27 protein-coding genes, 1 tRNA gene, 1 pseudogene and 1 CRISPR repeat array are annotated in these 26,954 nt (G+C 58.7%); of the genes and pseudogenes, 10 read left to right on the top strand and 19 right to left on the bottom strand.

The genetic code is table 11. From position 1 onward, the window contains the following. The first annotated feature begins 190 nt into the window (after nt 1-190). The 4 genes from ACOYQJ_RS11345 (at nt 191) to ACOYQJ_RS11330 (ending at nt 4,691) form a co-directional block, all read left to right on the top strand. Entirely contained in the window at nt 191-1,207 is a 1,017-nt protein-coding gene (locus tag ACOYQJ_RS11345) for an amino acid ABC transporter substrate-binding protein (RefSeq protein WP_422906135.1), read from the top strand. A 130-nt stretch (nt 1,208-1,337) separates the two neighbouring features. Further along, the gene (locus ACOYQJ_RS11340; RefSeq protein ID WP_422906134.1) at nt 1,338-2,558 is read left to right on the top strand and encodes an amino acid ABC transporter permease; all 1,221 of its coding nucleotides are present in this window, start codon (nt 1,338-1,340) and stop codon (nt 2,556-2,558) included. A 1-nt stretch (nt 2,559) separates the two neighbouring features. Then, nucleotides 2,560-3,858 (top strand): amino acid ABC transporter permease, encoded by a 1,299-nt coding sequence (locus ACOYQJ_RS11335; RefSeq protein ID WP_422906133.1) that lies wholly within the window; start codon nt 2,560-2,562, stop codon nt 3,856-3,858. 47 nt (nt 3,859-3,905) lie between these two features. Further along, complete coding sequence (locus ACOYQJ_RS11330; RefSeq protein ID WP_422906132.1) at nt 3,906-4,691, top strand: amino acid ABC transporter ATP-binding protein; 786 nt, start codon at nt 3,906-3,908, stop codon at nt 4,689-4,691. Nucleotides 4,692-4,715: 24 nt separating this feature from the next. Here the strand turns inward: ACOYQJ_RS11330 and ACOYQJ_RS11325 are convergent, their stop codons facing one another. The 16 genes and pseudogenes from ACOYQJ_RS11325 to rpmH all read right to left on the bottom strand — a co-directional run bounded on the left by ACOYQJ_RS11325 (nt 4,716) and on the right by rpmH (nt 18,429). After that, nucleotides 4,716-5,204, bottom strand: a complete 489-nt coding sequence (locus ACOYQJ_RS11325) for a SixA phosphatase family protein (RefSeq protein WP_422906131.1) — start codon at nt 5,202-5,204, stop codon at nt 4,716-4,718. Continuing rightward, nucleotides 5,201-5,863: a 4Fe-4S dicluster domain-containing protein gene (locus ACOYQJ_RS11320; RefSeq protein WP_422906130.1), complete on the bottom strand. Its 663-nt coding sequence runs from the start codon at nt 5,861-5,863 to the stop codon at nt 5,201-5,203. Before ACOYQJ_RS11320 ends, ACOYQJ_RS11325 begins: the two co-directional genes overlap by 4 nt. Next, on the bottom strand, nt 5,860-6,744 hold the full coding sequence (gene argB, locus ACOYQJ_RS11315; protein ID WP_422906129.1) for an acetylglutamate kinase: 885 nt from the start codon (nt 6,742-6,744) through the stop codon (nt 5,860-5,862). Before argB ends, ACOYQJ_RS11320 begins: the two co-directional genes overlap by 4 nt. Nucleotides 6,745-6,798: 54 nt before the next feature. Then, entirely contained in the window at nt 6,799-7,452 is a 654-nt protein-coding gene (yihA, locus tag ACOYQJ_RS11310) for a ribosome biogenesis GTP-binding protein YihA/YsxC (RefSeq protein WP_422906128.1), read from the bottom strand. Further along, entirely contained in the window at nt 7,449-7,823 is a 375-nt protein-coding gene (locus tag ACOYQJ_RS11305; protein ID WP_422906127.1) for an MOSC domain-containing protein, read from the bottom strand. The genes yihA and ACOYQJ_RS11305 overlap by 4 nt, the downstream gene beginning before the upstream one ends. Next, complete coding sequence (yidC, locus tag ACOYQJ_RS11300; protein WP_422906126.1) at nt 7,820-9,643, bottom strand: membrane protein insertase YidC; 1,824 nt, start codon at nt 9,641-9,643, stop codon at nt 7,820-7,822. Before yidC ends, ACOYQJ_RS11305 begins: the two co-directional genes overlap by 4 nt. Nucleotides 9,644-9,827: 184 nt before the next feature. After that, entirely contained in the window at nt 9,828-11,336 is a 1,509-nt protein-coding gene (locus ACOYQJ_RS11295; protein WP_422906125.1) for a putative bifunctional diguanylate cyclase/phosphodiesterase, read from the bottom strand. 95 nt (nt 11,337-11,431) lie between these two features. Then, entirely contained in the window at nt 11,432-12,298 is an 867-nt protein-coding gene (gene ttcA / locus ACOYQJ_RS11290) for a tRNA 2-thiocytidine(32) synthetase TtcA (RefSeq protein WP_422906282.1), read from the bottom strand. Between the two features lie 344 nt (nt 12,299-12,642). Further along, nucleotides 12,643-13,037: a CRISPR direct-repeat array (repeat unit 29 nt; unit sequence CGGTTCATCCCCGCGTGGGCGGGGAACAG). Between the two features lie 405 nt (nt 13,038-13,442). Further along, on the bottom strand, nt 13,443-14,396 hold the full coding sequence (locus ACOYQJ_RS11285; RefSeq protein ID WP_422906124.1) for a site-specific integrase: 954 nt from the start codon (nt 14,394-14,396) through the stop codon (nt 13,443-13,445). Nucleotides 14,397-14,705: 309 nt separating this feature from the next. Then, nucleotides 14,706-15,026: a site-specific integrase gene (locus tag ACOYQJ_RS11280; protein ID WP_422906123.1), complete on the bottom strand. Its 321-nt coding sequence runs from the start codon at nt 15,024-15,026 to the stop codon at nt 14,706-14,708. A 403-nt stretch (nt 15,027-15,429) separates the two neighbouring features. Beyond that, complete coding sequence (locus ACOYQJ_RS11275; RefSeq protein ID WP_055296358.1) at nt 15,430-16,461, bottom strand: IS110 family RNA-guided transposase; 1,032 nt, start codon at nt 16,459-16,461, stop codon at nt 15,430-15,432. A gap of 94 nt (nt 16,462-16,555) precedes the next feature. Then, nucleotides 16,556-17,281, bottom strand: coding sequence for a hypothetical protein (locus ACOYQJ_RS11270; protein WP_422906122.1), 726 nt, complete (start codon nt 17,279-17,281; stop codon nt 16,556-16,558). A 136-nt stretch (nt 17,282-17,417) separates the two neighbouring features. Then, nucleotides 17,418-17,594: pseudogene (locus tag ACOYQJ_RS11265) on the bottom strand (tRNA 2-thiocytidine(32) synthetase TtcA); the annotation flags it as partial. 42 nt (nt 17,595-17,636) lie between these two features. Continuing rightward, the gene (gene yidD / locus ACOYQJ_RS11260) at nt 17,637-17,873 is read right to left on the bottom strand and encodes a membrane protein insertion efficiency factor YidD (protein WP_422906121.1); all 237 of its coding nucleotides are present in this window, start codon (nt 17,871-17,873) and stop codon (nt 17,637-17,639) included. After that, entirely contained in the window at nt 17,870-18,262 is a 393-nt protein-coding gene (gene rnpA, locus ACOYQJ_RS11255) for a ribonuclease P protein component (protein WP_422906120.1), read from the bottom strand. The genes yidD and rnpA overlap by 4 nt, the downstream gene beginning before the upstream one ends. Nucleotides 18,263-18,294: 32 nt before the next feature. Continuing rightward, nucleotides 18,295-18,429, bottom strand: a complete 135-nt coding sequence (gene rpmH / locus ACOYQJ_RS11250) for a 50S ribosomal protein L34 (protein ID WP_012177012.1) — start codon at nt 18,427-18,429, stop codon at nt 18,295-18,297. Between the two features lie 284 nt (nt 18,430-18,713). Here rpmH and ACOYQJ_RS11245 point away from each other — a divergent pair, with 284 nt between their 5' ends. Genes ACOYQJ_RS11245 through ACOYQJ_RS11235 form a run of 3 tightly spaced genes read left to right on the top strand, consistent with a single transcriptional unit; the run spans nt 18,714 to nt 22,276 of the window. Further along, nucleotides 18,714-19,448 carry a TVP38/TMEM64 family protein gene (locus ACOYQJ_RS11245; RefSeq protein ID WP_422906119.1) on the top strand — a complete coding sequence of 245 codons (735 nt, stop codon included), beginning with the start codon at nt 18,714-18,716 and terminating at the stop codon, nt 19,446-19,448. A 3-nt stretch (nt 19,449-19,451) separates the two neighbouring features. Next, nucleotides 19,452-20,870, top strand: coding sequence for a dihydrolipoyl dehydrogenase family protein (locus ACOYQJ_RS11240; RefSeq protein ID WP_422906118.1), 1,419 nt, complete (start codon nt 19,452-19,454; stop codon nt 20,868-20,870). Nucleotides 20,871-20,893: 23 nt separating this feature from the next. Next, nucleotides 20,894-22,276: a sensor histidine kinase gene (locus tag ACOYQJ_RS11235; protein ID WP_422906117.1), complete on the top strand. Its 1,383-nt coding sequence runs from the start codon at nt 20,894-20,896 to the stop codon at nt 22,274-22,276. Nucleotides 22,277-22,371: 95 nt separating this feature from the next. On the opposite strand, the gene ACOYQJ_RS11230 is transcribed toward ACOYQJ_RS11235, so the two are convergent. Next, the gene (locus ACOYQJ_RS11230; RefSeq protein ID WP_422906116.1) at nt 22,372-22,665 is read right to left on the bottom strand and encodes a hypothetical protein; all 294 of its coding nucleotides are present in this window, start codon (nt 22,663-22,665) and stop codon (nt 22,372-22,374) included. Between the two features lie 549 nt (nt 22,666-23,214). On the opposite strand from ACOYQJ_RS11230, the gene ACOYQJ_RS11225 reads away from it, so the two are divergent. Together ACOYQJ_RS11225 and ACOYQJ_RS11220 are read left to right on the top strand one after the other, a co-directional pair. Next, nucleotides 23,215-23,291, top strand: a tRNA-Arg gene (locus tag ACOYQJ_RS11225). A 145-nt stretch (nt 23,292-23,436) separates the two neighbouring features. After that, entirely contained in the window at nt 23,437-23,898 is a 462-nt protein-coding gene (locus ACOYQJ_RS11220; protein ID WP_422906115.1) for an NUDIX hydrolase, read from the top strand. On the opposite strand, the gene ACOYQJ_RS11215 is transcribed toward ACOYQJ_RS11220, so the two are convergent. Further along, the gene (locus ACOYQJ_RS11215; protein ID WP_422906114.1) at nt 23,895-25,202 is read right to left on the bottom strand and encodes a cytochrome-c peroxidase; all 1,308 of its coding nucleotides are present in this window, start codon (nt 25,200-25,202) and stop codon (nt 23,895-23,897) included. The two genes, ACOYQJ_RS11220 and ACOYQJ_RS11215, sit on opposite strands and share 4 nt — an antisense overlap. On the opposite strand from ACOYQJ_RS11215, the gene ACOYQJ_RS11210 reads away from it, so the two are divergent. Next, nucleotides 25,194-25,685, top strand: coding sequence for a tetratricopeptide repeat protein (locus ACOYQJ_RS11210; RefSeq protein WP_422906113.1), 492 nt, complete (start codon nt 25,194-25,196; stop codon nt 25,683-25,685). The genes ACOYQJ_RS11215 and ACOYQJ_RS11210 overlap by 9 nt on opposite strands. Nucleotides 25,686-25,891: 206 nt before the next feature. Here ACOYQJ_RS11210 and ACOYQJ_RS11205 read toward each other — a convergent pair whose 3' ends face one another. After that, nucleotides 25,892-26,950: a TRAP transporter substrate-binding protein gene (locus ACOYQJ_RS11205; protein ID WP_422906112.1), complete on the bottom strand. Its 1,059-nt coding sequence runs from the start codon at nt 26,948-26,950 to the stop codon at nt 25,892-25,894. Between the last annotated feature and the right edge of the window lie 4 nt (nt 26,951-26,954).

The following is a 26,954-nucleotide window of genomic DNA, read 5'->3' as shown; positions in this document are numbered from 1 at the left end:
ATCGGGCGATTGACCTTTGGGCAATCAGGTTATTAGCGCCAGTTTACTAGGCATCTTGGGTTGACCTTACAGCAGGAATCCGCCCAAACTCTTGCCTATTGGACGATTTTGTCTGTCCTTTGTTAATGAGCGCCTGCGATGCAGGCATCCAAAACCGCCCTTGAGGTGGGAAAAACAGGAAGAGGTTAACATGAAAAGAACCGTAATCCTTGGCGCACTGACCGTTGCAGGCCTTGCCGCCACTGCGGCTTCTGCTGCGACGCTGGACGATGTGAAAGCGCGCGGCAAGTTGAACTGCGGTGTGACGACTGGTCTGGTCGGGTTTGCCGCGCCGGATGCGAATGGCGAATGGGATGGATTTGACGTTGGCGTCTGCCGCGCAGTCGCCGCTGCCGTGCTGGGCGATGCGACCGCTGTTGAATTCGTTCCGACCACCGGCAAAACGCGTTTCACCGCACTCGCCTCGGGCGAGATCGATCTGCTGGCCCGTAACACGACTTGGACTTTCTCGCGCGACGTGGACCTGAAGTTCGAATTCGTCGGGATCAACTACTACGACGGTCAGGGCTTTATGGTGCCCAAGGCGCTGGGTGTTTCCTCTGCAAAGGAACTTGATGGCGCGACCGTCTGTATCCAGACCGGCACCACCACCGAGCTGAATCTCGCGGACTTCTTCCGCGCCAACAACATCAGCTACGAGCCGGTTCCGATCGAAACCAACGCCGAAGCTCAGCCGTTGTACCTGGAAGGTGCCTGCGACGTGTACACCACGGACGCCTCTGGCCTTGCAGCGACCCGCGCCGCCTTTGAAAACCCGAGCGAGCACGTGGTTCTGCCCGAGATCATCTCGAAAGAGCCGCTCGGCCCGCTGGTCCGTCATGGCGACAATGAGTGGGGCGACATCGCACGCTGGACGCTGAACGCGCTGATCGCAGCCGAAGAGCTGGGCGTCACCTCGGCCAACATCGACGAGCTGAAGGCTGGCACGCAGAACCCCGAGATCAACCGCCTTCTTGGCACCGAGGGCAACCTTGGTGAGATGCTTGGTCTTGATTCCGATTGGGCCGTTCGTGCCATCAAGGCCGGTGGCAACTACGGCGAACTGTTCGAAAAGAACATCGGCGAGAACACCCCGATTGGTCTGTCGCGCGGCCTGAACGCGCTCTGGACCGAAGGCGGCCTGCTTTACACTCCGCCGTTCCGTTAAATTGACCAAAGAAAAGGGCGCGGGTCATCCGCGCCCTTTTTCTCTTTAAGAACAACGAGAATTCCGCCGTGACACGCAGAGCGGGGCAACCGCAGGTTACGATAATTGCGGACGAAACAGGGATTAACATATGTCGACGCTCACCGACCCACCGGTCGAGTCGTTTCGGCTTTCTCAGCTGATAAACGACACCCGCTACCGTTCCTATACTTTCCAGTTCATCGCACTGTTCTGCCTGATTGGCCTGATGTCCTATCTGGGTTTGAACCTGATCGAGAACCTTGCCGCTGCCGGTCTGAACATCAGTTACGGATTTCTTGGCGAGCCTGCCGGCTATGACATCAACCAGCGCCTGATCGAGTACGATAGCCAGTCTACGCATTTGCGGGCCGCGATGGTCGGTGTGCTCAATACGTTACTTGTCGCTGTTCTGGGCTGTTTCTTTGCCACGGTCATCGGTGTGATTGTCGGCGTTCTGCGCCTTTCGAAGAACTGGCTGATCTCCAAGCTCATGGCCGTCTATGTCGAGATCTTCCGCAATGTGCCGGTGCTGATCTGGATCCTGATCATCTACTTCGTGATGACCGCAGTCATGCCCTCTGCGCGGGATTACCTCGGCGAAGATCCCGAACGGAACCTGATATTTGGCATGATCGCCTTTACCAACCGCGGTGTCTATGTTCCGGCGTTGGTGTTCGAACCCGCCGGATGGGTGGTGCTTGGGGTCTTTCTCGCGTCCATCATCGGTGTTTTTGCCTATCGCCGCTACGCCACGAAGCTGCTCTATGACACAGGCAAGCTGCTGCCGATGGGGTGGCCGTCTCTGGCGATCCTCATCCTGCCGGCGCTCGTCGTCTTCTTAATTCTCGGCCAGCCGATCACGCTGGACCGGCCCGACCCGCTCGCCAACCGCTTCAACCTGCAGGGCGGCACCGCGATCCTCGGCTCGTTTGTCGCGCTTTGGCTGGCGCTTTCGATCTATACCGCCGCCTTCATCGCCGAAAACGTGCGCGCCGGTATCCTCGCGATCAGCAGTGGGCAGACCGAAGCCGCAGCCAGCCTTGGTCTGCGTCCGGGGCGGATCATGAACCTCGTGATCTTGCCGCAAGCGCTGCGCGTCATTATTCCGCCGGTCATCTCGCAGTACCTGAACCTGACCAAGAACTCCTCGCTGGCCATTGCCGTTGGCTACATGGATCTGACCGGGACGCTGGGCGGCATTACGCTGAACCAGACCGGCCGCGCCATCGAGTGTGTGCTGCTGCTGATGCTCTTCTATCTGATCATCAGCCTGTCGATTTCGACAATCATGAACGTCTACAACAACACCGTTCGGTTGAAGGAGCGCTGACATGAGTGACACGCATGCACAAACTGTCGCTTACGTGCGCGACACCATTCTGCCGCAGCAGGCGCCGCCTGCCTCCGAGGCGGGAGCCGTCAAATGGGTGCGGTCCAACCTGTTTCCTGACTGGTTCAATGCGATCCTGACGCTTGTGGCTCTGTTCCTGATCTACAAGATCCTCGCAGGTTTCCTGCCGTGGTTCCTTGGCGGTGTCTGGTCAACCGACTCGCTCGCTGAATGCCGCGAAATTCTGGATGGTGCGACAGGGGGCTGTTTCTCGGTTCTGACAGAACGCTGGAACCAACTGCTGTTCGGGTTCAAGTATCCCGAGACACAATACTGGCGTCCGACGCTGGCCTTTGTTCTTTTGTTTGTCGCCGCGGCCCCGCTGCTTTTCGCGATGTACGTCCCGCGCAAGGTGCTGCTGTTCACGGCGCTCTATCCCTTTCTGGCCTTCTGGCTGATCTGGGGGGGCACGGTCCTGACACCGATCATAGCGCTGGTTGGCTTTATCGTCGGCTATATGTTCTTCAAAAAGATCGAGCCTAATAGCTTTGCCGGGGCCCTTTTCGCAGCGGTCTTCTCGGCCTTTGTGGTTTGGTTCATCGGCGGCTTTATCTCGGGCGCCATGTCCGGTTTCCTTGCGCTTGAACCGGTGCCCTCGCGCGACATGGGCGGGTTCATGCTGAACTTTATCCTTGGCGTGGTCTGCGTGTCGTTGTCGCTGCCCATCGGCATCCTGCTGGCGCTGGGCCGCCAGTCGCACATGCCGATCATCAAGTGGATTTGCGTCGTTTTTATCGAATTCATTCGCGGCGTGCCGCTGATCACCCTGCTTTTCGTGGCAAACGTGGTTCTGGCCTACTTCCTGCCCCCGGGCACCAACTTTGACTTGATCCTGCGGGTGATCATCATGATCACGATGTTCTCATCGGCCTATATTGCCGAGGTGATCCGTGGGGGCCTGGCAGCACTGCCAAAGGGCCAGTACGAAGCCGCAGACAGCCTTGGCCTTGATTACGCGCAATCCATGCGTCTGATCATCATGCCGCAGGCGCTGAAGATCTCGATCCCCGGCATCGTGAACGTCGCTGTTGGCCTGTTCAAGGACACCACGCTTGTCTCGGTCATCTCGATGTTCGACCTCGTAGGAATGATCCGCGGGCCGATCCTCGCCTCGACCGAATGGAACGGCGTCTACTGGGAGCTTTGGGGTTTCGCGATCCTGATGTTCTTCCCGGTCTGCTACGGCATTTCGCAATATTCGCAGTGGCTGGAGCGTCAGCTTGCCACCGATCATCGATAACGCGCTCAAGCTGCGAAAGCGGTAGCGCTAGAAAAGGAGTGGAAGATATGAACGAAGTTCTTCCCGATACGCACAACGTCCAGATGCAGGTGTCCGACGAGGTCGCCATTTCCATCCAGAACATGAACAAGTGGTACGGCACCTTCCACGTTCTGCGCGACATCGACCTGACCGTCTATCGCGGTGAGCGGATCGTCATCGCCGGGCCGTCCGGGTCGGGCAAGTCCACGCTGATCCGTTGCATCAACGCACTGGAGGAGCACCAGAAAGGCCGGATCGAGGTCGATGGAACGGTGCTGTCCTCGGACATCAAGAACATCGACAAGATCCGATCCGAGGTCGGCATGTGCTTTCAGCACTTCAACCTCTTTCCGCATCTGACGATCCTTGAAAACTGCACGCTGGCTCCGATCTGGGTGCGCAAGACACCCAAGAAAGAGGCCGAGGAAATCGCGATGCATTTCCTTGCCAAGGTGAAAATCCCGGAACAGGCCGACAAATATCCCGGTCAGCTTTCTGGTGGTCAGCAGCAGCGTGTGGCCATTGCCCGCTCGCTTTGTATGCGCCCGCGCATCATGCTGTTCGACGAACCGACCTCAGCGCTGGACCCGAAGATGATCAAGGAAGTTCTGGATACCATGGTGGAACTGGCCGAAGAGGGCATGACCATGCTCTGCGTGACGCACGAAATGGGTTTTGCCCGTCAGGTGGCAAACCGCGTGATCTTTATGGATCAGGGCCAGATTGTCGAACAGAACGAACCCGAAGAGTTCTTCAACAACCCGCAGAACGAACGGACCAAGCTGTTCCTAAGCCAAATCCTCGGCCACTGACAGGGGCTTTCGGGAAACCCGCCCCTACGACAGCAAGTCGCGTGGTACGATAAAATTCAGAGCCCGGCCCGTGCCGGGCTCTAGTTTTTCCCATGTGTCGATATCAAACTCGGCAACCAGCGTCGCGCCGGTGGGGCAGTCATCAAACCGGTCGTGTACCGGCTTTTCGCGCAGCAGGTCATGCGCGACGGCGCAGGTGCCGGGGTTGTGGGCGATCATCATCACGGTGCCTCCCGAGGCATCCCGCAGCGCGTCCACCATGGTGCGCGTATCGGCCAGATACAGCGCGGGGCTGTATTCGGTTGGTGCCTCGATTCCCGTCAGCGTCAGCGTTTCGCGCGTGCGCTGGGCGTCCGAACACAGAATCTGGTCCGGTATGTATCCCTGCGCCCGCAACCAATCCCCCAAGGCTTTGGCTGACCGTTGGCCTCGCGCGTTCAGCGGGCGGGCGTGATCCTCAAGGTTGAAGGACCAGTCGGATTTAGCGTGACGCATGAGGATAAGTCGTTTCATGGGCGCCACTCTCCCAGAAAGGCGTCCATGTGGAAAGCGGATTGCTCGGGCAATCTTTGGAAGGCGCGGACGACCGGACAGGCGCGCCGGACAAGGCAGCCATCTCGGCAAGCGGTCCCGTCAGGGCTGCGCAGATGCGCCATGCAGACCGGAACATCGTAGGGCTTGCCAGGTCTCAATGCGCCCACCGGGCAAGCGCTGGTGCAGGGTTGAGGGCAGGTGTCACAAGGACGAGCGCCGCGCGGGTCAAGCTCCACCCGTTCCGGCAAGGCGATGGCACCGCGATAGCTGATGAACAGGCCCGCCGCGTCATGTACCAAAAGCCCGACAGGCGAAGGCCAGGCCTGCCCCGAGCGGTCGGCCCAGCGGATAAACGGCGGGTAGGGCGGCCCGTCCGAGGGGAAGATTGCTGTCCCACCCCAGTCGCGGGCCAAATGCCCCAGAACGCGTTGTGACCAACGGTCCAGCGGGTCGGCGGCCCCGTCAGTATATTCTGATGAGGCGTTGAATATGGCCCAGAAGGCCGGTTCGTCAGGGCCAAGCAGGATCAGCGTTTCGCAGCCGTCGGGCGCGACATCTGCCTTGTCCGGGTGCAACGCGCCGCGCAGGCGCAGACCAAACTCCTGCGCGTGCTCGTTCAGCCGATGCAGCGTGGTCATCCCCGAGGGGGCAGGTTGGTCGATCGGATCAGCGACCCCGAGCCGTGTTCGGTGAACAGCTCGAGCAGGCAGGCATTTGATACCCGTCCGTCGATGATCACCACGCCGCGAACGCCATCCTCGATGGCCTTGAGTGCGGTCTCGGTCTTGGGGATCATGCCGCCGGCGATCACGCCCTCGTCGGTCATGCGACGAACGTCATCAGGGGTCATTTCAGTCACGACCTCGCCTTCGGCGTTCTTGACGCCCTGCACGTCCGTCAGCAATAGCAACCGGTCGGCTCGGAGGGCGCCTGCGATTGCGCCCGCCGCAGTATCGCCGTTGACGTTGAAGGTTTCGCCTTCATTCATGCCGGTGGCGACAGGGGCAACAACGGGGATGATCCCGGCGTTGAAGAGGTCGCGCAGCACCTGCACGTTCATCTCGACCGGTTTACCGACGAAACCCAATTCCGGATCGTCGGCCTCGCAGACCATCATGTCGTCGTCCTTGCCGGACAGGCCCACGGCGCGCCCGCCCTGGTCCATGATCGCCTGTACGATTCGTTTGTTCACAAGGCCTGTCAGAACCATCTCGACAACTTCGACGGTGGCCTGGTCGGTCACACGCTTGCCGCGCACGAAATGCGATTCGATGTTCAACCGTTTCAGCATTTCATTGATCATTGGCCCGCCGCCGTGCACGACCACGGGGTTCACTCCGACTTGCCTCATCAACACGATGTCGCGGGCAAATTCAGCCATGGCGTCATCATCGCCCATGGCATTGCCGCCGAATTTCACGACGACCACGGCCCCAGTGTACCGTTGCAGATAAGGGAGCGCCTCGGACAGGGTCCGGGCGGTGGCGATCCAATCTCGGTTCATGCTTTGCTTTCTCATGTTCCTGTCCCGTCGGGGGTCATGAGTGACTTTGCCCCGGTCTTGCCCGGAATTCTAGGCCAACCCGGCGATGATCGCGCGCAAAGTGGCGATCCCGTCGCCTTTTTCGCTGCTGGTCACGACGATCTCGGGGTAGGCGGCAGGGTGCTTTGAAAGCTTTTCGCGCACTTGATCCAGGATCTTGGCGCGGTCCTTTTCCTTGACCTTGTCCTCTTTGGTCAACACCACCTGAAACGTCACAGCCGAGCGGTCGAGGAGGGTCATGATCTCTTCGTCCACCGGCTTGACCCCGTGACGGTGATCCACCAGCACAAAGGCGCGGCGCAGGTTGACCCGGCCCGAAAGGTACTGTTTCAGCAAGCGCTGCCATTTCTCGACCACGGCCAGCGGCGCGTTGGCATAGCCATAGCCGGGCAGGTCGACGAGAAACCGCAGGTCGCCCAATGTAAAAAAGTTGATCTCCTGCGTGCGGCCCGGCGTATTCGAGGCCCGTGCGATTCCCTTGCGGCCGGTCAGCGCGTTGATCAGGCTGGATTTGCCAACATTTGAGCGGCCCGCAAAGCAGACCTCGATGCGATCATCGCCGGGCAAGCCGTCCATGCCGACAACGCCTTTGAGGAATTCGACCTCGCCAGCAAAAAGCAGGCGGCCGGTTTCAAGGGCTTGATCATCCGGCGCTTCGGCCAGCGGGAAAGGAAGGGATGTCATAGTGGAATTACCTTGTCGCCTTGGGACACGCGCCCATCGCGGATCACCTCTGCCCGGACGGAAAAGTCCCGGTGTCCCCATGTGTCGAGCGCGCGCAATACATCGTGGTCGCGCAGGCCCGTCTCGGGGTTGTTATGTGTGGCAAGGCAGCGATCAGTGCGTTCGCGGACGCGCAGGACGGCCTCACCGATCTGGATCTCTTTGTCGATCCAGTCGAATTCTTCCCAAGCTGCCGCGCCATCGAACCAGATGTTGCCGCGCCACCGCAGCGGCGACAAGGCATGCCCGGCGCTCAGATTGACCGAAGCCACGGACTCTCGCCCGTGGCTTTTGATCGGAAACCGCCAGATGTCCGTGACGCTGATGGTCATTTCTTGTCCGAGGTACCGGGCTTTGGTGACTTGCCCGTGATGTTGCCCAGCAGGTCAGGCTTGTACCCCTGGCTGCGCATGATCAGGTACTGCTGTGTAAAGGTGATCGTGTTGTTCGCGATCCAGTACACCACAAGTCCGCTGGCAAACCCGCCAAGCATGAACATGAAAACCCAAGGCATCCATGCAAAGATCATCTTTTGCGTCGGATCGGCAGGTGCCGGGTTCAGCTTTTGCTGGAGGAACATCGATACCCCCAGAAGCAGCGGCAGAATGCCGATAAAGGCCAGCGCAAGGATGCTGCCCGGTTCCGGCGCGGCCCAGGGCAGCAGACCGAAAAAGTTGAACAGGCTGGTCGGGTCCGGACTGGAAAGATCCTGAAAGGGGCCGAAGAAGGGCGCATGACGCAGTTCAAGCGTAACAAAGATCACTTTGTACAGCGAGAAAAAGATTGGGATCTGCATCAGGATTGGCAAACAGCCTGCGGCGGGGTTTACCTTTTCCTTCTTATAGAGCGACATCATTTCCTGTTGGACCTTTTGACGGTCGTCACCGGCGCGCTCTTTGATCTTTTCCATCTCGGGCTGCAATTCCTTCATCTTCGCCATCGAGACATAGGACTTGTATGCCAATGGGAAGAGCAGCGCCTTGAGGATCAGGGTCAGCGCGATGATGGCGATGCCCATGTTGCCGATTACGCCATGCAGCCAATGCAGGACGGCAAAGATCGGCTTGGTCAGGAAGAAGAACCAGCCCCAATCAATCGAGTCGACAAAGCCCTGAATGCCAGCTTTCTGGTATTTGCGAATGGTCTCCCACTCCTTCGCCCCGGCGAAAAGTTGGGTAGTGACCTCCTGGCTCTGGCCTTGGGCCAGCTGCATCGTGGGCAAAACGGTTTCGGTCTGATAAATGTCGCGGCGCTCGTCATATTTCGCGACCTGTTTGAATGCGTTACCAGCAGTCGGGATCAGGATCGACATCCAGTAGTGATCGGTGAACCCGATCCAGCCGTTTTCCGTGACCTGAGTGACCTCGGCGCGCGCGCCTTCACTGGGCAAGACGCTGAAATCGGGCATGTCCTGGTAGTCTATTTCCGACAGGGTGCCGTCCGCCATGCCGACCACACCTTCGTGCAGAACGAAGAATTTCTTGCGGTCTTTCGGCTCACCATGGCGGGCGATAACGCCATATGGCGCCATTGCGACAGTGCCGGCACCGGTGTTTTCGACGGCCTGGGTGATGGTGAACAGGTAATCCTCATCCACTGCGATTGTGCGGCGGAACGTCAGGCCTGCGGGGCTGTCCCAACGCAGAGTGATCGGAGTGTCAACCGTCAGGCTTTCGCCGGTTTCGACTGTCCACGCGGTGTTCGCACCGGGTACGTCGTCAGCCGACAGGCCAGCGCCGGGCGCCCAGCCGTAGAGAGCATAGTACGGTGCGTCACTTCCGACCGGATCCAACATTTGCACAATCTCGGAGTCTTTTTGCACAGAGACGCGGTAATCTTTCAGGCGCAGATCATCGATGCGCCCCCCGGTCAACGAGATCGACCCCGCAAGACGCGGTGTATCCAGAGCCACGCGAGGCGTCTCGGTGGTGTCGGTGGTGACAGCGCCGGTCTCGGGCGTGGCAGCATCAGCAGGGGCGACTGCAGGAGCAGCGGCCACATCTGTGCCTTCTGCGGCCTGCGTTTCGACGGCCGCAGGAAGATTGGGATCCTGAACCGGTTGTTCGGGTGGTGGGAACAGTAGGAACCATACCAGAATGACCGCGAAGCTTAGAGCCGTGGCGAGGATGAGGTTCTTGTTCTGATCGTCCATGGGGACAGCCGCCTTTGCCTTTCAAGAATACTCGCCGGGTTCAAACGCCCCGGGGGCCAAAGGTCAAGCGGATTCGGGGTTGGGGAGCGGGAATGACGCGCAAGAACGCCCTTTCAGCCGTTCAAAGAGTCGTGTTGCGGGTCTGGACCGCGCTGAAATTTCGCTGGTGTCTCCAAACCGGAGATCAACCGGACTTCCGGCCAATCATCTGTGCCTCGGCAATTTTGACCGCGTATTCCTTTGCCCATTCCACCAGTTGATCTGTTGGCATCGGACGGGCAATGCCAAATCCCTGGACGTGATCACAGCCCAATTGCGACAGCAAGGCATGCTCGCCAACGCTTTCGACCCCCTCGGCCAGTGTCTCAAGGCCAAGCCGGTCGGCCATGCCGAGGATCGCGGCAAGCATACGGTGCTGGTCTTCGTCGCGGTCAATCCGGGTCACAAAACTGCGGTCGATCTTGAGGCGGTGAACCTTGAACCGGCGGAGTGCGGCAATCGAGGCGTGGCCTGTCCCGAAATCGTCAAGGTCGATGTGGCAGCCAAGTTTGCCCAGTTCGACGATATTGCGGGCGACGATGCCCTCCGGCGAGCTGGCAATCACGGTTTCCAACACTTCGATGCCAAGCCGCTGGGGCGTCAGACCAAAACGATCCATCTCCCATTGGATACGCTCGGACAGGCGCGGATCACGCAATTCGACCTCGGAAAAGTTGACGCTGACCCGCGGGATATCCAGCCCGGCCTGATCCCAACTGCGCAAAGCTGTCATACTGTGCTGCAAAATTACTTCGTTCAGGCGGTCCATCCTGCCCGATTCCTCGAGACACCGCAGAAACTGCGCTGGTGGAACAATGCCGCGTTCGGGGTGAATCCACCGCGCTAGCGCCTCAACGCCGCTAATGTTCCCGGTCGAGGTGCAGACCTGAGGTTGAAACCAAGGTTGGATCTGGCCATTGTCGAGAGCCTTATCGACTTCCGACTGCAGGGACTTTTGGGCCGAATGCGCTGCGCGCATATTGTCCGACCAGGCGCGAATGGCAGAGGGGCCGTTGGCGACCGCTTCGGCCAAAGCGACCTGCGCCGCTTCGATCATCTGCTCGCCAGTGGCGCCGGATTTCAGCCGTGGACTGCCACAAAACCCGATCGAGGCCGACAGGTAGCGCATGGAGTTGTCAACCGACGCGGGTTCTTCAAGTGAGGTTTGCAGGCGCGTCGACAGTTGCAACAAGGCTTCAAGGTCGAGTCTGAGTGAGGGGGCCAGAAGGGCCATGTATCTGGTATCGCTCACGCGAACCGCACGGTCATCGCGGCGCAATGTGTTCCGCAGGCGGGTCAACGTCAGGTCTCGCAGGGTTTCAGCGGTCGCTTCGCCGGCACGTTGCGTAATTTCATCCAGACCATCAATCTCAATTAAAACGCAGGCGGTTGCGAGGTTCGCACTTTGTGCGCTTTCAAGGGCATCGTTTGCCATGGCATTGGCCACGGAGCTATTGACGAGATCGACCTGCGCCCTGCCAATATCCGACGCATCGGGCGATCGGGAATAGCCGCCGGAAAGGAAAAAAACCAGGGGAAGACCCAGCGCGGTGGCCAGCAACAAAGCCTCACCACCAAGCCAGAAAGCAGCCAGCGCAATGGCTGGAAGAAAGGCAAGCGCCTGAGGCCCGTACAGCCCTCTTCGAAGAGCCATACGCGTTCTGCCGAGGTGTGCGTTGAAAGCGGCCTTCATCAAGCGTCCTTTCCAATATCTTGGGAGGAACCTAGGCCAAATGGGTAACTCGGCTCTTAACGCGGATCGCAGTTTTCTAATGAATTTTCATCGCCTTTGTCGCGCATTAGCCCGGCAAAGTCGAAAAGCTTGGGGTCAAGCATGTGCGAAGGTCGGATGTTCATCAGGGATTTGAACATTACCTGACGGCGACCGGGCGAATTTTTCTCCCATCCATCAAGGATTTGCTTGACCTGTTGGCGCTGCAAACCGTCCTGACTTCCGCACAGATCGCAGGGGATGATGGGGTAGTTCATCGCGGTGGCAAACCGTTCGCAATCGGCCTCGGCCACATGGGCGAGGGGGCGATAAACGAAAAGATCCCCTTCTTCGTTCACCAATTTTGGAGGCATGGTCGCAAGGCGCCCGCCATGAAAGAGGTTCATGAAAAAGGTTTCGAGGATGTCGTCGCGGTGATGGCCCAGCACTACCGCGTTGCAGCCTTCCTCGCGCGCAATGCGATAGAGGTTGCCACGCCGCAGCCGCGAACAGAGCGCGCAGTAGGTCCGACCCTGCGGGACCTTGTCTACGACGATGGAATAGGTGTCCTGGTACTCGATTCGGTGCGGCACGCCCATCCGTTCGAGGAACTTGGGCAGCACCGTCGCCGGGAACCCAGGCTGCCCCTGGTCGAGGTTACAGGCGAGAAGGTCTACCGGCAAAAGGCCACGCCACTTCAACTCGATAAGGATCGCCAAAAGCGTGTAACTGTCTTTTCCGCCAGACAAGCAAACAAGCCAGCGCGCATTGCTGCCTTCCACCATGCCGTATTGTTCCACTGCTTCGCGAACGTTGCGAACTATCCGCTTGCGCAGCTTTCGGAACTCCGTTGTCTGCGGAGCTCCCTGGAAGATGGGATGTATTTCATCGAGATTATCGGTCATAGCAATCGGTATACGGCAGAGTCTCTTCCGGCGGAAACCCCTTCTCGCCGACAGACGCTGTCCGAGCAATAACATCGACTGTGAGGAAGTGACCACCCTTCCCTGCGCAATCCGGCCAAAACAATTCGGATCTTCTCCTCCGCCGAGTAGGTCTGGCGGGTTTTGCGGCGGATGTTATTGACCAGCTTGTCAGCTGCGTCTTTCGATGTTCCGGGCTTCTTGTTCATCTTCGCTCCTTAAAGGCTACGATGAACCAGAAACCCTCCGTTGTTCAAATCCCCAAATCTGTCCCACAGGTGCTGACGTCAGACACCCGGCACCCGTTCCCAGAGGCGGGAAAGCGCCGGTTCATCCCCGCGTGGGCGGGAAACAGTTCCCCGTGCCGTTTGACGCGACAGTGGCAGACGGTTCATCCCCGCGTGGGCGGGGAACAGGCCTTTAGCTTGTGCGCATGGTTTGAGGGCGTCGGTTCATCCCCGCGTGGGCGGGGAACAGGGGAAGATTTTGAATTGGGTCATGGCTGTGCGCGGTTCATCCCCGCGTGGGCGGGGAACAGAATCGCGGCGTTGCCTTGTATCGGATGAGCAACGGTTCATCCCCGCGTGGGCGGGGAACAGGCGACCTTTTCGGGCGCAGTAGCGTTTACAGCCGGTTCATCCCCGCGTGGGCGGGGAACAGTCGGTTTCGGTTCCGTGATCCATTGCCGCGCTCGGTTCATCCCCGCGTGGGCGGGGAACAGAGCGGAAAGCGGAACTATGTCTAACACACAGACGGTTCATCAACAGACCTCTCCTTCCGTAACTGTGTTACGCTCTGCCTCGACCTCCTGTCGTCGCCTCGAGCGAGATGATTGGCGTGAGGTCTTGTTCAATCTCCGCATGAGAGACGACTGGATTCGTGAAGACTGAACCTACGTCGTCCATCATATGTAAGAAGTGAGGATTGCGCATCTGCATGGCCATGCGTGCGAGATCGACATAGGCTGTGCAGCTGTCGGAGCTCTTGTGGCCAAGTCGCAAGGCGATCTGAGGTGCCGAGTAACCTTTTAGAGCGAGGCGTGTTCCAACCGTATGGCGCTCCCGGTATGGGTTGAAGGTCATGGGTTCGGGCTTGCCGCTGCGGTGCGTCAGAAGACCGAGAGACGTCATGGTGTTTGTAAAGCGTGCTCCCCGCGGGCACTCATCGGGTGCCCCTCATACCCAGGTTCCCTGTTGGGTTTCGGCTTTTTTGACCCTCGCCAGACGCCCGGAAGACCCTCCGGCGTGAAGAGAGGCAGCCTCTCTTGTTCGCTCCTTGGGATGCCATCAAGGCGCAAATCAAAGTAGGCTTCCAACGCTGGCAGCAGTGCGCCGCCGAGGGGCCACCAGAGTGCCTGCGCAGCCGTAAGGTCATTTTTGGCGAACGGCCACCGAATCTCGGCTTTCGCATGGCCTGTATGGCGACACCGTACATCCGCTATCTTCATGTTTGCGACTTGCTCGGGGCGTACGCCGTAGAAACGAAAGAGCTGAACCAGAACGTATTTTTCCACGTGCCATGCTCCACTCGTGTAGGCTTGCTCGATAGCACGATCTTGATCCAGCACCTCGCGCTCGAGCCATGGCCCCTTTTTCGGGTCGAGCGATAAGATGTGCTGGACCTCCTTCTGCGGCCTCTTCAGCGTCCTCATCACCTTGTTCGTCACGTTTGGGAAGGCTTTTGGTTCGCGGGCACGGACAGCGATGATGAGCGACTTTAATGTGTACGGATAGCCGCGTCCTGACGCTTCGTCGCGCCACTCCGATATCATGGCGCTGCTTAGAGCATTCACCTTCACGCCTGTCCCGCGGAAAGAGAAATGAATGCAGTCTTTGAGTGCAATAAAAAAGGCTTGAAAGGAAGAATCTGCATGCTTATGAGTCTGCATCACGGTCGCGAACTGATGCTTGATTTCTTTCAGAAAGCCTTCCGTAACCGCGTCGGCGAGAAGTCCATAATCGATCTGCCGTCCGCGCAACTCCCAAATGTCCGATTCAACTTGATTAACGTATCCTGATTGTGATTGCACAGTTGTTGGACGGGCGACGACGTCAAAGAAACTTTTCTTGTTCGCGACCATTTACATCTCTTCGCAGAATCGTGCGTCTGTGAGCATATCCGCGTAAATCGCAGCATGGTCTTCGTTGGCAGTGTAGTAGGATGGCATGTTGCTGGTCGTGGACCAACGAAAGAATTCGCGCATGCCCTTCTCGATGGCATCCGCGGGTTCATTTCTCTGACGTCGGCGGCGGACATATCTCATAGCTGATAGGTGACGGAGCGCATGTGAAGTGAGTTCGCCCTTAGCGATTCCGCAGCTCAAGCAAAGCTTCTGACTGGCGGCATTGAATCCGGAGAGGCTAAGGGGGGATCCAAAAAGGTCAGGGCGTCACCTCGTTGTAGTTACGAAGACGAATGTGTGGTCCATGTTATTCTCGACGCCGATCTCCTCGGCGAGGTCGTAGATGTCGTCCCAAGCCTCTCGCCATACTTCTTCAAGCTGACGAAAGACCTCGTTCGGAACCGTAACTACGCCGGAGCCGGTCTTTGCCTCTGGCTTGTGCTTTCTGGGGTCTTCAGGATCGTTACGGCGGGCGGCGACGTGAATCTCCGGAGGATAGTTTGTGCCACGGCCAGGCTTGATGTCCTCCCATTTTAACGCAAGCAACTCTGAACGCCTGAAGCCACCATAGAATTGCAGTGCGAACATTGTGGAGTTTCTGAGCGCTGTTAGGCTATCTTCCGTAATGGGGCGGGCCTCTGTCAAGGGTTTCGGGCAAGTCAAAAATCCCGGCGAGGATCTCATTCCTCACCAAGTTTAAGACACAAATTCAAAAGCTTACTTTTCCTTTATCACTGCAACCGCACATCAGGACTGAGGGACACCCCTACCCGGGCTTCGTTCTTCCGTCCGTAGTCAGCCTCATAGCTGCCACTCTATGCCTGGTCCAAATCTGGTCCAGGGTGCCCATCTTTCCCGCGTATTCAGCATTTGCTGATAACTTGCGGGCCTTCGGCATCTCCAGGAACCTCGTCCCGGCAAGGGACCTCGACGTACCTGTCATGAGGCGCAGCTCAACCCTCCGCTCTGAATTGTCCTTGAAGCTTCCCGCTCATGCAGTCGCGCCGGAGTTCTGCGTGTAGCGGAACGGCGTGCCGTCTATCCACATGCGGTGCAAGACGACGCCAATGCGTCGAGCAAGTGCAATCATGGCCCTCTTCGCCCCACGCCTGTGCGCTACTTTAAGTGCCCAAGATTGCAGCCAGTTCGGGGCACCACGGTGCATCAGGATCATCGCTGCCTGATACAACGCGGTTCGAAGCCCGCGATCACCGGCTCGCGTGATTTGTCCAACGATGTCCATCTCTCCGGATTGCGTGCGCCTTGGCGTAAGCCCCGCCCACGGTCCGACATCCTTCGACCGCGCAAAGCGGGTCGGATCATCAATCGCAGATTTGACTGTCAGGGCGACGATCGGACCGACACCTGGCATCGTCATCATCAAACGGCAAACATCGTCGTGTTTTGCCAGACCCGCGATTTTGGCATCCAAGTCAGCCAACTCGGCGCGCAACTGGGAACGCGCGCGCAGAAGAGCCTCAGTCGACGCGGACAGGATCTCATTCTGCTCAACCAGTTCCCTCACCCGGGCCTCGTACCTAATCCTGGTGACATGCCCCAGCTTCATGCCAAAGTTTCGCAGAACACCCCGCATCGAAAGCTCAAGGTTGATGATGGCCTGCTGAACTGACTTGCGCGCCGTCAGCAACGCGCGGATTTCCTGGGAGGACACAGATTTGCGGTGCACGGGCCTGTACCATCCCATTTGAAGCAAGCGCGCAATGCCCTGGGCATCGCGCCTGTCGGTCTTGATCGGCATGGCTTTCAAGGCTGCCTTCACTAATCGTGTTTCCATCATGACCACGTCAAAGCCAGCTTCTTCCATTCCCTTGCTCAGCCATTGGGACAAAGGTCCGGCTTCGAGCCCGATCGCATCGATCGAATATGACAATGACGCTATTGCACGTACCAATGCCTCAGGCTCGCTCTCCGCCTGTAATTCTTCAACGATCCTCCCCTGCGGCCCCAGCACACAAATCGCAGTGCTTGCCAGAGATACATCCAATCCGATAAATACATTCATGTCGTTGCCCTTCTATTCTTAGGAATTGAGGCGCATGGAAACATACGACCTCGTAGACGCGCTGCAGGCGCATCAAGGGCAACGGCACTTCAGATCATACCGACAAACAAGCGAAACCTGTCCGATTCGCCGAAAGCCCCATTACGGCATCTTTCCAAATGGCACTCGGAATATAGGTTCCCATGTGCTCTTCAAGCATGCTGAGTGCGTATCCCGAAAAAGCATTGCGCTTGGTCCGCCCTGGCTTAGTCGGCTTCGTAATGCACTGCCTGATTGACTCAAAAGCTTGACGACGCATCCGGATGTCGCTGTCGGGCACAACGTACCGACTCAGAACGCCATCGCCTGTTTTCATCAGCCACTCAAGATAGTCGATGACATAAGTGGCCCGGAGGTGGTGCGTCGTGGCTGCGGCGGGTTTGAGTTTGGAAAGGGCGAGCTCCAGATTTAAGAAGTCAATTCCTTTTTTCTTCTCTTCGACAAGGTCGCTGAGAACTGCATGAGTGTGCCGGATCAGCAGGTTGATCGCGCGGAGTTCTGGCTCGGTTAGGCCTGTTTCGTAGCTGAGGCGGTGCTCAGGCCGTTGGATGTCGCCCACGATTGCTGCCAACCGTAAAATAGCCAGCGACTGAAACCGCGCATCGCGGGTGTTCACTGGTTCCTCGTGATGGGCGGCCAAGTATGCTGTCCCGAAAAGGTCTGCCTTGTAATCAGGGGTAATTGGAATTTGGACCGTGTTCCCTTCCGACTGCATTTTCCTGAGTTGGAGAGGTTCCAGAGAGCGCAGCCCGTTCGGCGTCATTTGTGCATCATTGCTCATGACTGCCAATAATATGTTTCAAACACGACGATGTCGAGAACTTTGATGCGGCATAAAATGTCGCTGTGGGATTTTTTTATATTTTAATAACAATGCCTTATCTTATCTTTTCGTGCGTGACAGTCTGAGAGTGAACATAACTGTCCTTGCCGCCCGAAAGACAGACCAGCCAGCGGGCGCCGGGTTCGATCATGCCATATTGGTCAACCGCCTCGCGCACATTCTGAACCAGCCGCTTGCGCAGTTTCTTGAACTCGGTGCTCTTGGGGGCGCCGTGAAACAGCGGGTGAATGTCGTCAGTGTCGTCCAGCATGAGGATCAGTTACCTGTTTGAGCGGTTTCGGGCAACCGTGCGTCAATGATCATGTTTGGACGGCGGCACGTTATCTATCCCGGACCCGCCCCATGGATGGCAGCGCAGGATGCGGCGCGCGGCAAGATAACTGCCCTTGATGCCACCATGCTTTTCCAACGCCTCAAGCGCATAGGCCGAGCAAGTCGGTTGATAGCGGCAGCCATGGCCAACCCACGGAGAAAAGAACAACCGATAGGCGCGAACGGGCAGGGCGGCGATATGGGCGAGGGGGCTCATTTCAGGGCTCCGTGCACCTTGTCGAGGGCGCGACGCAGATCTTGTTGCATGTCGATGAAATCGCGCGTGGCGGTGGCCTCGGCGCGCCCGATCAGGACATAATCCCAGCCGGGTTTGCCCGCGCCCGGCAATATCAGTCGCGCAATCTCGCGCAGGCGCCGTTTCGCCCGGTTTCGCGCCACGGCGTTGCCGACCTTTTTGGAACAGGTAAAGCCGACGCGAATGCCCTCCGCCTCGGAAGCATGGCGCCGACGTGCCTGCAACAGGAACGCAGGTGCAGGGGCGCGCCCGGCGCGGGCCGCCTTTAGAAAATCGCTGCGCTTTTGCAGAACGCGGAAAGGCAAAAGGACCGCCTCAGAGCAATCCGGGGCGGTCTTTTTGGTCTTCATCCCACGCTCCGCCTCAGGCGAAGCGGCCAAGCTTATGCGCTCAGGCTCTTGCGGCCGCGGGCGCGGCGCGCGTTCAGGATTTTGCGGCCTGCTTTGGTGGCCATGCGCGCACGGAACCCGTGGCGGCGCTTGCGAACAAGGTTCGACGGCTGAAAGGTGCGTTTCATCGCGGCTACTCCGTAAACGTGGCCCAAGCGATGGATTCGCGGACCAGTGCATCTCGAAGCCCGTGCTATAGGGGGGGCTTGGCCACATGTCAAACGCAGATCGGACCAGAAATGCAACATTTCCATAGGTCTTCTCGGCGGCAAATGTTTCAGTCTGGCAATAACCCCCATCTTTTCTCACGCTGAGGTACACCCGCGATCAAGCGGGCGTGAAGAGCCTGTTGCAGGGATGGGAGGCAGCGCATCTGTGGTCCATGTTTGTTAAAACAAAGGCCCAAGAGACAATGAGCGATATGACCCAACCAGCGCCCCCGGCGGGCGTGAAACGCCACCTGCCCCTGATCACCATACTTGCGATGGCGGTTATCGGGTTTTTCACCCTGCGCGACTACCTGACCTTCGACACGCTGCGCGACAACCGAGAGGCGCTTTTGCTGTTTCGCGATTCGAACTATGCGCTGATGGTATTGGGGTTCGTCGCGATTTACGTGACCATCGTGGCATTCTCTCTGCCCGGCGCCGCGGTTGCCTCGGTCACGGGAGGCTTTCTTTTCGGGCTTTGGGGCGGCACAGCCTTCAACGTCCTTTCGGCAACCATTGGCGCGACAGCGATCTTTCTGGCGGCGCGTGCCGGGTTGGGGCGCGCCCTTTCCGCCAAGCTGGAGACCTCGGAAGGCACGATGAAACGCCTCATGGAGGGGCTGCGTGAAAACGAGGTCAGCGTCTTGTTCCTGTTGCGCCTTGTGCCGGCCGTGCCGTTCTTCGTGGCCAATCTCTTGCCCGCGCTGGTCGGGGTGAAGTTTCGCAACTTTGTCTGGACCACGGCGCTGGGCATCATCCCCGGCGCCATTGTCTATACCTCGATCGGTGTCGGTCTGGGCGAAGTCTTTGACCGCGGTGAAGACCCTGACCTGTCGCTGCTTTGGGCGCCGCAAGTGATCGGGCCGATCCTTGGTCTGGCCGCGCTTGCCGCATTGCCCATCGTCATCAAAGCCCTGCGCGGCAAAAAGGACTTCTGAGTCATGAACACCCTCAAGACCGATCTTCTGATTATTGGCGCAGGCTCGGGCGGGCTGTCGGTGGCGGCGGGGGCCGCTCAGATGGGCGCCGACGTGACCCTGCTCGAAGGCCACAAGATGGGCGGAGATTGCCTGAATTATGGCTGTGTCCCCTCCAAGGCTCTGATTGCCAGCGCCAAAAGCGCCTATGTCATGTCTCATGCGGCCCGCTACGGTGTCGCGAATATGGTGCCCGAGGTGGATTATGCGGCTGCCAAGGATCATGTGGCTGATGTCATCGCCACCATCGAACCCGTCGACAGTCAGGAACGCTTTGAAGGGCTGGGCGTGCGGGTGATCCGCGAGTATGGCACGTTTATCTCGGAGACCGAGGTGCAGGCGGGCGACACCCGGATCAAGGCGCGGCGCATCGTGATCGCTACAGGATCGTCACCCTTTGTGCCGCCGATCCCGGGCTTGGATCAAGTGCCCTATCTGACCAACGAAACCCTTTGGGATCTGCGGGATCGCCCCGACCATTTGCTGGTCATTGGCGGCGGCCCCATTGGTATGGAGATGGCTCAGGCGCATCGCCGTCTGGGCAGCAAGGTGACCGTCATCGAAGGCGCCAAGGCGTTGGGTAAGGACGATCCCGAGATGGCCGAGGTGGTGCTTGAGGCGCTGCGCGGCGAAGGCATCGACATCGCCGAAGAGGCGCTGGCCAAGAAAGTGCGCGGTCAAGCGGGCGCGATCGAAGTGGAGGTGCAGGATGGCCGGGTCTTCAAAGGCTCTCACCTGCTGGTTGCCGTGGGGCGCCGCGCCAATATGGACAAGCTGAACCTTGAGGCCGCCGGGATCGAGACCACCAAGACCGGCATCAAGGTCGACGACAGCCTCAAAACCACCAACAAACGCGTCTATGCGATTGGCGACGTGGCGGGCGGGCTGCAATTTACCCATGTGGCAGGGTACCACGCCGGGATTGTCATCCGGTCCGCGCTGTTCGGGCTGCCCGCCAAGACAAAGACCGCGCATATTCCTTGGGCCACCTACACCCAGCCCGAACTGTCCCAGGTCGGCATGACCGAGGCGCTGGCCCGCAAGGAACATGGGCCACGGCTTGAGGTCGTGCGCTTTCACTATTCCCACAACGACCGCGCTATCGCGGAACGCAAAACGCGCGGATTGATCAAGGTGATGGTGGTCAAAGGCAAACCCGTCGGGGTCTCGATCGCGGGCTATCAGGCTGGCGAGTTGATCAATCTTTGGTCGCTTGTCATCGCCAATGGTCTGAAAATGAGCCATGTATCCAACATGGTCGCGCCCTATCCCACCATCGGAGAGCTTAACAAACGGGCTGCGGGTGCTTATTTCTCCCCAAGGCTGTTCGAAAACGATACGGTCAAGAAAGTCGTCCGGCTGGTGCAACGCTGGCTGCCCTGATGTGCAAGGCGCGTGCTTAGGTTATGTTGAACTCCCTCTCAGGCCGTTTCCTGATTTTGACGACGATCTTCGTCATGCTGGCCGAGATCCTGATCTTTGTCCCCTCGATCGCGCGGTTCCGCGAGGATTACCTGCTTGCGCGTCTGGAACGCGCGCAGATCGCCTCGCTCGCGCTTTTGGCCGACGACATGATCAGCCCCGAATTGGAGGCCGAGCTGCTGGACAACGCCGGCGTGTTCAACGTGGTGTTGCGGCGCGACGAGATGCGGCAGCTTGTGCTGTCCTCGCCGATGCCAGAGGCGATCAGCGCCAGCTTTGATCTGCGCAGCGCGACGCCTTTGCAGTTGATCGCGGATGCCTTGACGCGTCTGACCGACCCCGAAGACCGGATGATCCGGGTGATCGGCAACCCGTTCCGCGACGCCGGTCAATTGATCGAAGTCACCATGGACACGCAGGGATTGCGCATGGCGATGATCGACTACGGTGTGCGCATCCTTATCCTCTCGGCGGTGATCTCTGTTTTCACCGCCGTGTTGTTGTTCCTTGCGGTGCGGGTGCTTCTGGTCAAGCCAATCAAAGGTGTGGTCAGCCATATGCAGGCCTATGCGGAGGCGCCCGAAGATGCCCGCCGCATCATCAAGCCTTCGGCCGGGGTCAAGGAACTGCGCGAGGCGGAAGATGCCCTGCAACTTCTGCAAACCCAGCTGACGCAGGCGCTCAAACAAAAGGAACGTCTGGCGCAACTGGGGGGGGCCGTTGCCCGTGTCAGCCACGATTTGCGCAATATCCTGACCTCGGCGCAGCTGTTCACCGACCGGATCGAGATGTCGGAAGATCCGGCGGTCATGCGGATGGCGCCCAAGCTGGTGAATTCGATCACCCGCGCCGTCAGCCTGTGCGAAGGCACATTGGCCTTTGGGCGCGCCGAAGAACCCGCGCCGCGTCTGACCCTGTTCAACCTTGCCGAACTGACCGGCGAGGTGCTTGAGGCCGAGCGCCTCGCGATTGGCGAGGGTGAAATCAGCCTTTCCGAAGATGTGCCTGCTGGCATGATGGTGCGCGGCGATCCCGAACAGATCTACCGTGTCCTGTCGAACCTGATACGCAACGCGCGACAAGCCCTTGCGGCCACAAATCAGCCCGGCGAAATTAATATTGCCGCCCATGTCGAAGACAGCAACTGGCTGATCACCGTCACTGACACCGGGCCCGGTCTGCCGCCCAAGGCACGTGAACACCTGTTCCAGCCATTTCAGGGCGGCGTGCGCAAGGGCGGCTCTGGCCTTGGCCTTGCCATCGCGGTGGAACTGATCCGTGGCCACGGCGGCGACCTGTCCCTCAAAAGCAGTGATGAAACAGGCACCTGCTTTGAAATCCGTCTGCCGATGGGGGACGTGGGCTAGACTTGGATAAACAGAGCCAGGTTTCGCGTCGACTTTGCCACGATCACTTGCTGGACAGTCCATCCCATGCGTGACCGACCTTGGGGCGGAGAACTTCAAAAAACATTGCAAGCGGAGAGGGCGTTAACCTTTCGGGAATTCACAAACCGTTTTCTCATCAACGGATTTAATGAATGCGCCGTTTCTTGCCCGCCGTTCTGTTGACCGGCCTTCTGCCTGTCACAGCCACCGCCCAGACCGTTCTGTCGGGCGATCACAGCGTAGATGGTAACCTCTGAGTGGGGACGAGTTGCGCCCGCAGCGACTCCTTTGGCGCTTTCGACGATGTTGCGATCAAGAATTCGGGAACCGGCGTCTTTTTCGATGATACTGGCGGCACCTTGGCCCATGACTGGCGCATCCGGACCAACGACACCATCGACAACTCCTTCTGGGTCGAGGATGTCACCAACGCCACTGCGCAGTTCAAAATTTCGGTTCGGCCCTCGTCAACACCGCTACTAGCAACGAATGCTATTTTGTGCGTGAAAAAAACACGCAAGGGCGCTTCGTCATCAATCACTGTGACGGCGGGCTGCAAATGGCCTGACGAAGACCGGCGATCTGCCCAGCCTCGGCTCCATCTACGAGGATGGCCCGTTCAACCTTTCGTCCATGTCCAGGGGTATGCTCAACGAGCTGGAAAAGGCGTATCTGTATATTGTGGCCTTGAAGACACCGCACGAGAGGCAAACCGCCGAGGTTACGGCAGGTGGCCGCCTTGACCGAATTGGCGCAAGGCATGGCTGCAATGACGCCAGAAAAGGATAAAGGAAGAAATATAGGTATTGCTTTCGGGCGCTTAGGGCGGAAACTCTTGGTCGGAAAACGAAGTTCGCCAAGAAATCCGAAATACCCCCTTGCGCTCTTCCTGCAGCATCGCTAAATCCCGCCCCTACGGACCGATAGCTCAGCTGGATAGAGTACTTGACTACGAATCAAGGGGTCGGGGGTTCGAATCCTCCTCGGTCCGCCAGAATTTAAAGGCCGCGCAGCGAAAGCAGCGCGGCCTTGTTCTTTCAAGACGCCCGTGTCCGTTCGGACCGCAACCTTCTGTCATAATTGGTTAGTTTGGCGTTTACGAATTTTGGCGTATATTAAAAGAAAACTGGAGCAGAAGAATGCCCAAGGTTGCTGAGCAGATTGCAGCGCTTCCTATGCGCTGGGACGAAAACGGTGAATTGCAGGTCTTGATGGTCACATCCCGCGACACCGGTCGTTGGGTCATGCCCAAAGGCTGGGAGATGGATGGCAAAAAGCCGTGGGCCGCGGCCGAGATCGAAGCCCTCGAAGAGGCCGGCGCCAAGGGCTACATCTCGCATGAAGTTATAGGCACCTACACCTACCGAAAAAAGCTCGACAAGAAGCACATCGTGCCCTGCGAGGTGCGTGTCTATCCGATGATCGTCGAAAAGTTGAAGCGCACTTGGAAGGAACGCCACGAACGCACCCGCCGCTGGTTTTCACCGAAATCTGCCGCCAAGCGGGTCAAGGAGCCTGAACTGGCCGATCTTCTGATGAGCCTGTCGAAAAAGCCCAAGAAAGAACCGATCATTCGCGAGCTTCTGAAAAAGGCGTCCTAGTCGACAGGCAAACCGCTGGGCACGGTCTTGGGGATGCCCAATGGCAAATTGCGGGCCGACGCCCCGGTGAGCGCGTTCAAAAAGGCTTCGATGTCGTCGATCTCTTCGGTGGTTAGGGTCACCTTGGGAATGTCGATTGCCTCGGCTTGCCGCGCCATTTCAAAGCGGTCATCGGCAATTACGAAATCATAGTCGTCCAGCCAGGGAATGCGCGGCAGATGCGCCATTTTCGGCTGCCAGCGTTCGCGCTCGGCCACCGGGTTCGCCATGTGCCGGATCATGCTGTTCAACGTCGGGAAGGCGCCGTTATGGCCATAGGGCGCAGTGAGGGCGACATTGCGCAGGGACGGAGTGCGGAATTTATAGGCATCTGCGATATCATCGGTCACTGCCATGCGGCCGACATCGCGCGGGATCAGATCAAACCTCCTCGTCCTTCCGGGGCCGAACTGCGGCAAGCCAGCAGCGTGAAAATCCTGATCGCTGAACAGGGGGCCGTTGTGGCATGACTGGCATTGCGCCTTGCCGAAGAACAGTTTTCGCCCGCGCTCGGCATCCTCGGGTAAGGGCGTGCCATCCCGCAGCCAGTCGTCATACGGGCTGTCGTAGCTTTGCCATTCCGTACCGATGAAAGCGGCGATGGCATTGGCGATCTCGGTGATCGTCACATCTTCGGGGCGTTCGATATGTGCAAAGGCCTGAACGAACATCTCGCCATATTCCGGCACCGTCCGCACCCGCTTGGCGATGATCGGCCAGCCTTTGTCGATCCGCGAATGCACCGCGCCCGTGACTTCATTTTCGCCCGGCTGACCGGCCATTTCGGCCGAAGAGGTCATCGGGAACAAGGCCTGCGCCGCGAGGATCGAGTTCAGCCCCTTGGGCAGATATGCTTTGGCCGGCGTGTCGAAATCCCACGCCTTGTCGTCTCGTATTTCGACCCGCCCATCGTGAAACAGTGCCCGAACGCCCTTGTGACCGAGGTTCCAAAGCGCCGGTGCGTTGCGCGGAATGCGTTTTCGGATCTTCGTGGCGCCGTCGCCCGCAGTGCGCCTTTGACCCAGTCCAACCCCGCCTTCACCGATCCCAAGGCTCAGCCCGTCAGTTCCGGCCAACGAGTGGTGATGGCAGGTGCCGCAACTGATATTGCGGTTGCCAGAGAGGATCTTGTCATAGAAAAGAAGCTGCCCAAGCTTGGCCTGCGCCGCGTCAAAGGGCAGGAAATCAGCCTCTGACATGGTCTCGCCCGATGCGGGCAGGGCCAGACCAAGGGAAACGAACAGGACCGCGATCCCATGACCCATCTTCGGACCTTGCGCGCGCTTTGCCTTGTGATTTGCGCTGCCTTTGCCACGCCAGCGCTGGCCAACCTCGACGCGGCGCGCGATCTGATGGAGGCGGGCCAGTTCCAAGAGGCGCGCGAGGCGCTTTGGCCACTGGCGATATCCGGAAATGCCGACGCCGAAGAGCTGATCGGCGTCATGTATGCGCTTGGCCTTGGGGTTGAGCAGGACCATATCCGCGCCTTTGACTGGTACCTGCGCAGCGCCATGAAGGGCCATCCCGGCGCGCAATCCGGGGTTGGCTGGTATTACGAGCTTGGCCTCGGAATGCCAGCCCCCGATCTGGTGCGTGCCTACCTGTGGTACCGTCTCAGCACAATCGGAGGTGACCCGGACGCAGCCCATTCGGTTGAAGAAGTGGTCAAGAAGATGAGCGGTGAAGAAATTGAAAAGGCGCATGTGCTGGTCGATGACTACCGGGTCTGGATGTATCCGTTTCGCTAAACATGACTCGGCTTTGGGCCGTTTGGCAAATCCGGAACTGAAGGGACCGTCTAACCTGTGACTTGTTCCCTGTCTTGGGTGAAATCGCGGGCTTTGACACGGGTTGTTTCCGGTCTGGGTGTCTTGCCCTGCATGCCCGCGCGATTCGCCAGAAAGAAAGGGCTGCGCAGTCACCTGCACAGCCCGAATTTACGCCAACAATCGGATCAGTTGAGGTCCGATTTGTACCCTTCGGCCAGATCGGCCTCGGCTTTGGCCACCGCATCGGTCAGCGCCTTGAAGATCACGTCGCCGCCTTTGACGTTTTCCTGGAACCAGTCATAGACCGGCGCCGCGGCTTCGCGGAAAGCTTCCTTTTCCTCGGGGGAGGGGACATAGAGATCGCCGCCTGCCGCTGCAAAATCCTGATAGGCTTGAATCGACTTGCGCTTGGGGCTGGCAAAAGTCGCCTGCTGAAGCGCCGCAAAGCCATCGACCACGACCTTGCGCATCTCTTCCGGCATCGACAGGAACTTGTCGTTGTTCATCGTCCAGATCGCACCCATGTAGGCGTGCCCGTCCAGCGTGACATACTTCAGGCCGGCTTCGGGGAACTTCATGTTCATGATGTCGGTGATGCCGTTCTTCGATCCCTCGACAACGCCGGTCTGGAAGCTGGTGAACAGTTCCGGCCAGCTGATCGGGGTGGGCGACGCGCCCAAAGCCTTGACGAGTTCCTGCGGCAGATCAGCGACCACGGTGCGGATCTTGAGGCCCTCAAGATCCGAGGGCATCTGCACCCGGCGCTTGGTATTGGCAAAGTTGCGCCAGCCACCGGTATTGCCGATCGTCATGATGCGGATCATCCCGCCGGAATCCTCCAGCGCCATTTCGCGCATTTTCCGGGTGAAATCGCCCGACAGCACAGCCTCGGCCACGCGGTCATCAGACATCAGGTAAGGCAGGTCCAACACCTGCACATAGGGAAAGATGCCAGCCGCGCCGCCCGACGTGGTCACAAAGACATCAATCGACCCGTCCGCTACGCCCTGCAGGCACTCGGCCCCGCCCGAGCACAGCTGCGTACCGATGAACAACTCGACCGCGATGGCGCCGTTCGAAGCCTTTTCGACAAAGTCCTTGAAGACCACGAGGCCGTCATAGTCTTCGTCGTTCTCGTTGGAATTCGCGGTGGCGCGAATGGTATACTCCTGCGCTGCGGCGCTGATTGCGCTGCCCGTCAGAAGCGCCGCAACCATTGCGGCTTTGGTCAGACCTTTAAGCATATTT

Origin of the sequence: Pacificoceanicola algae (assembly GCF_049341065.1) — a bacterium.
Taxonomy (GTDB): Bacteria; Pseudomonadota; Alphaproteobacteria; order Rhodobacterales; family Rhodobacteraceae; genus Pacificoceanicola.
The sequence above is the reverse complement of the archived record's forward strand: the minus strand, read 5'-3'. Positions and strand labels throughout refer to the sequence as shown.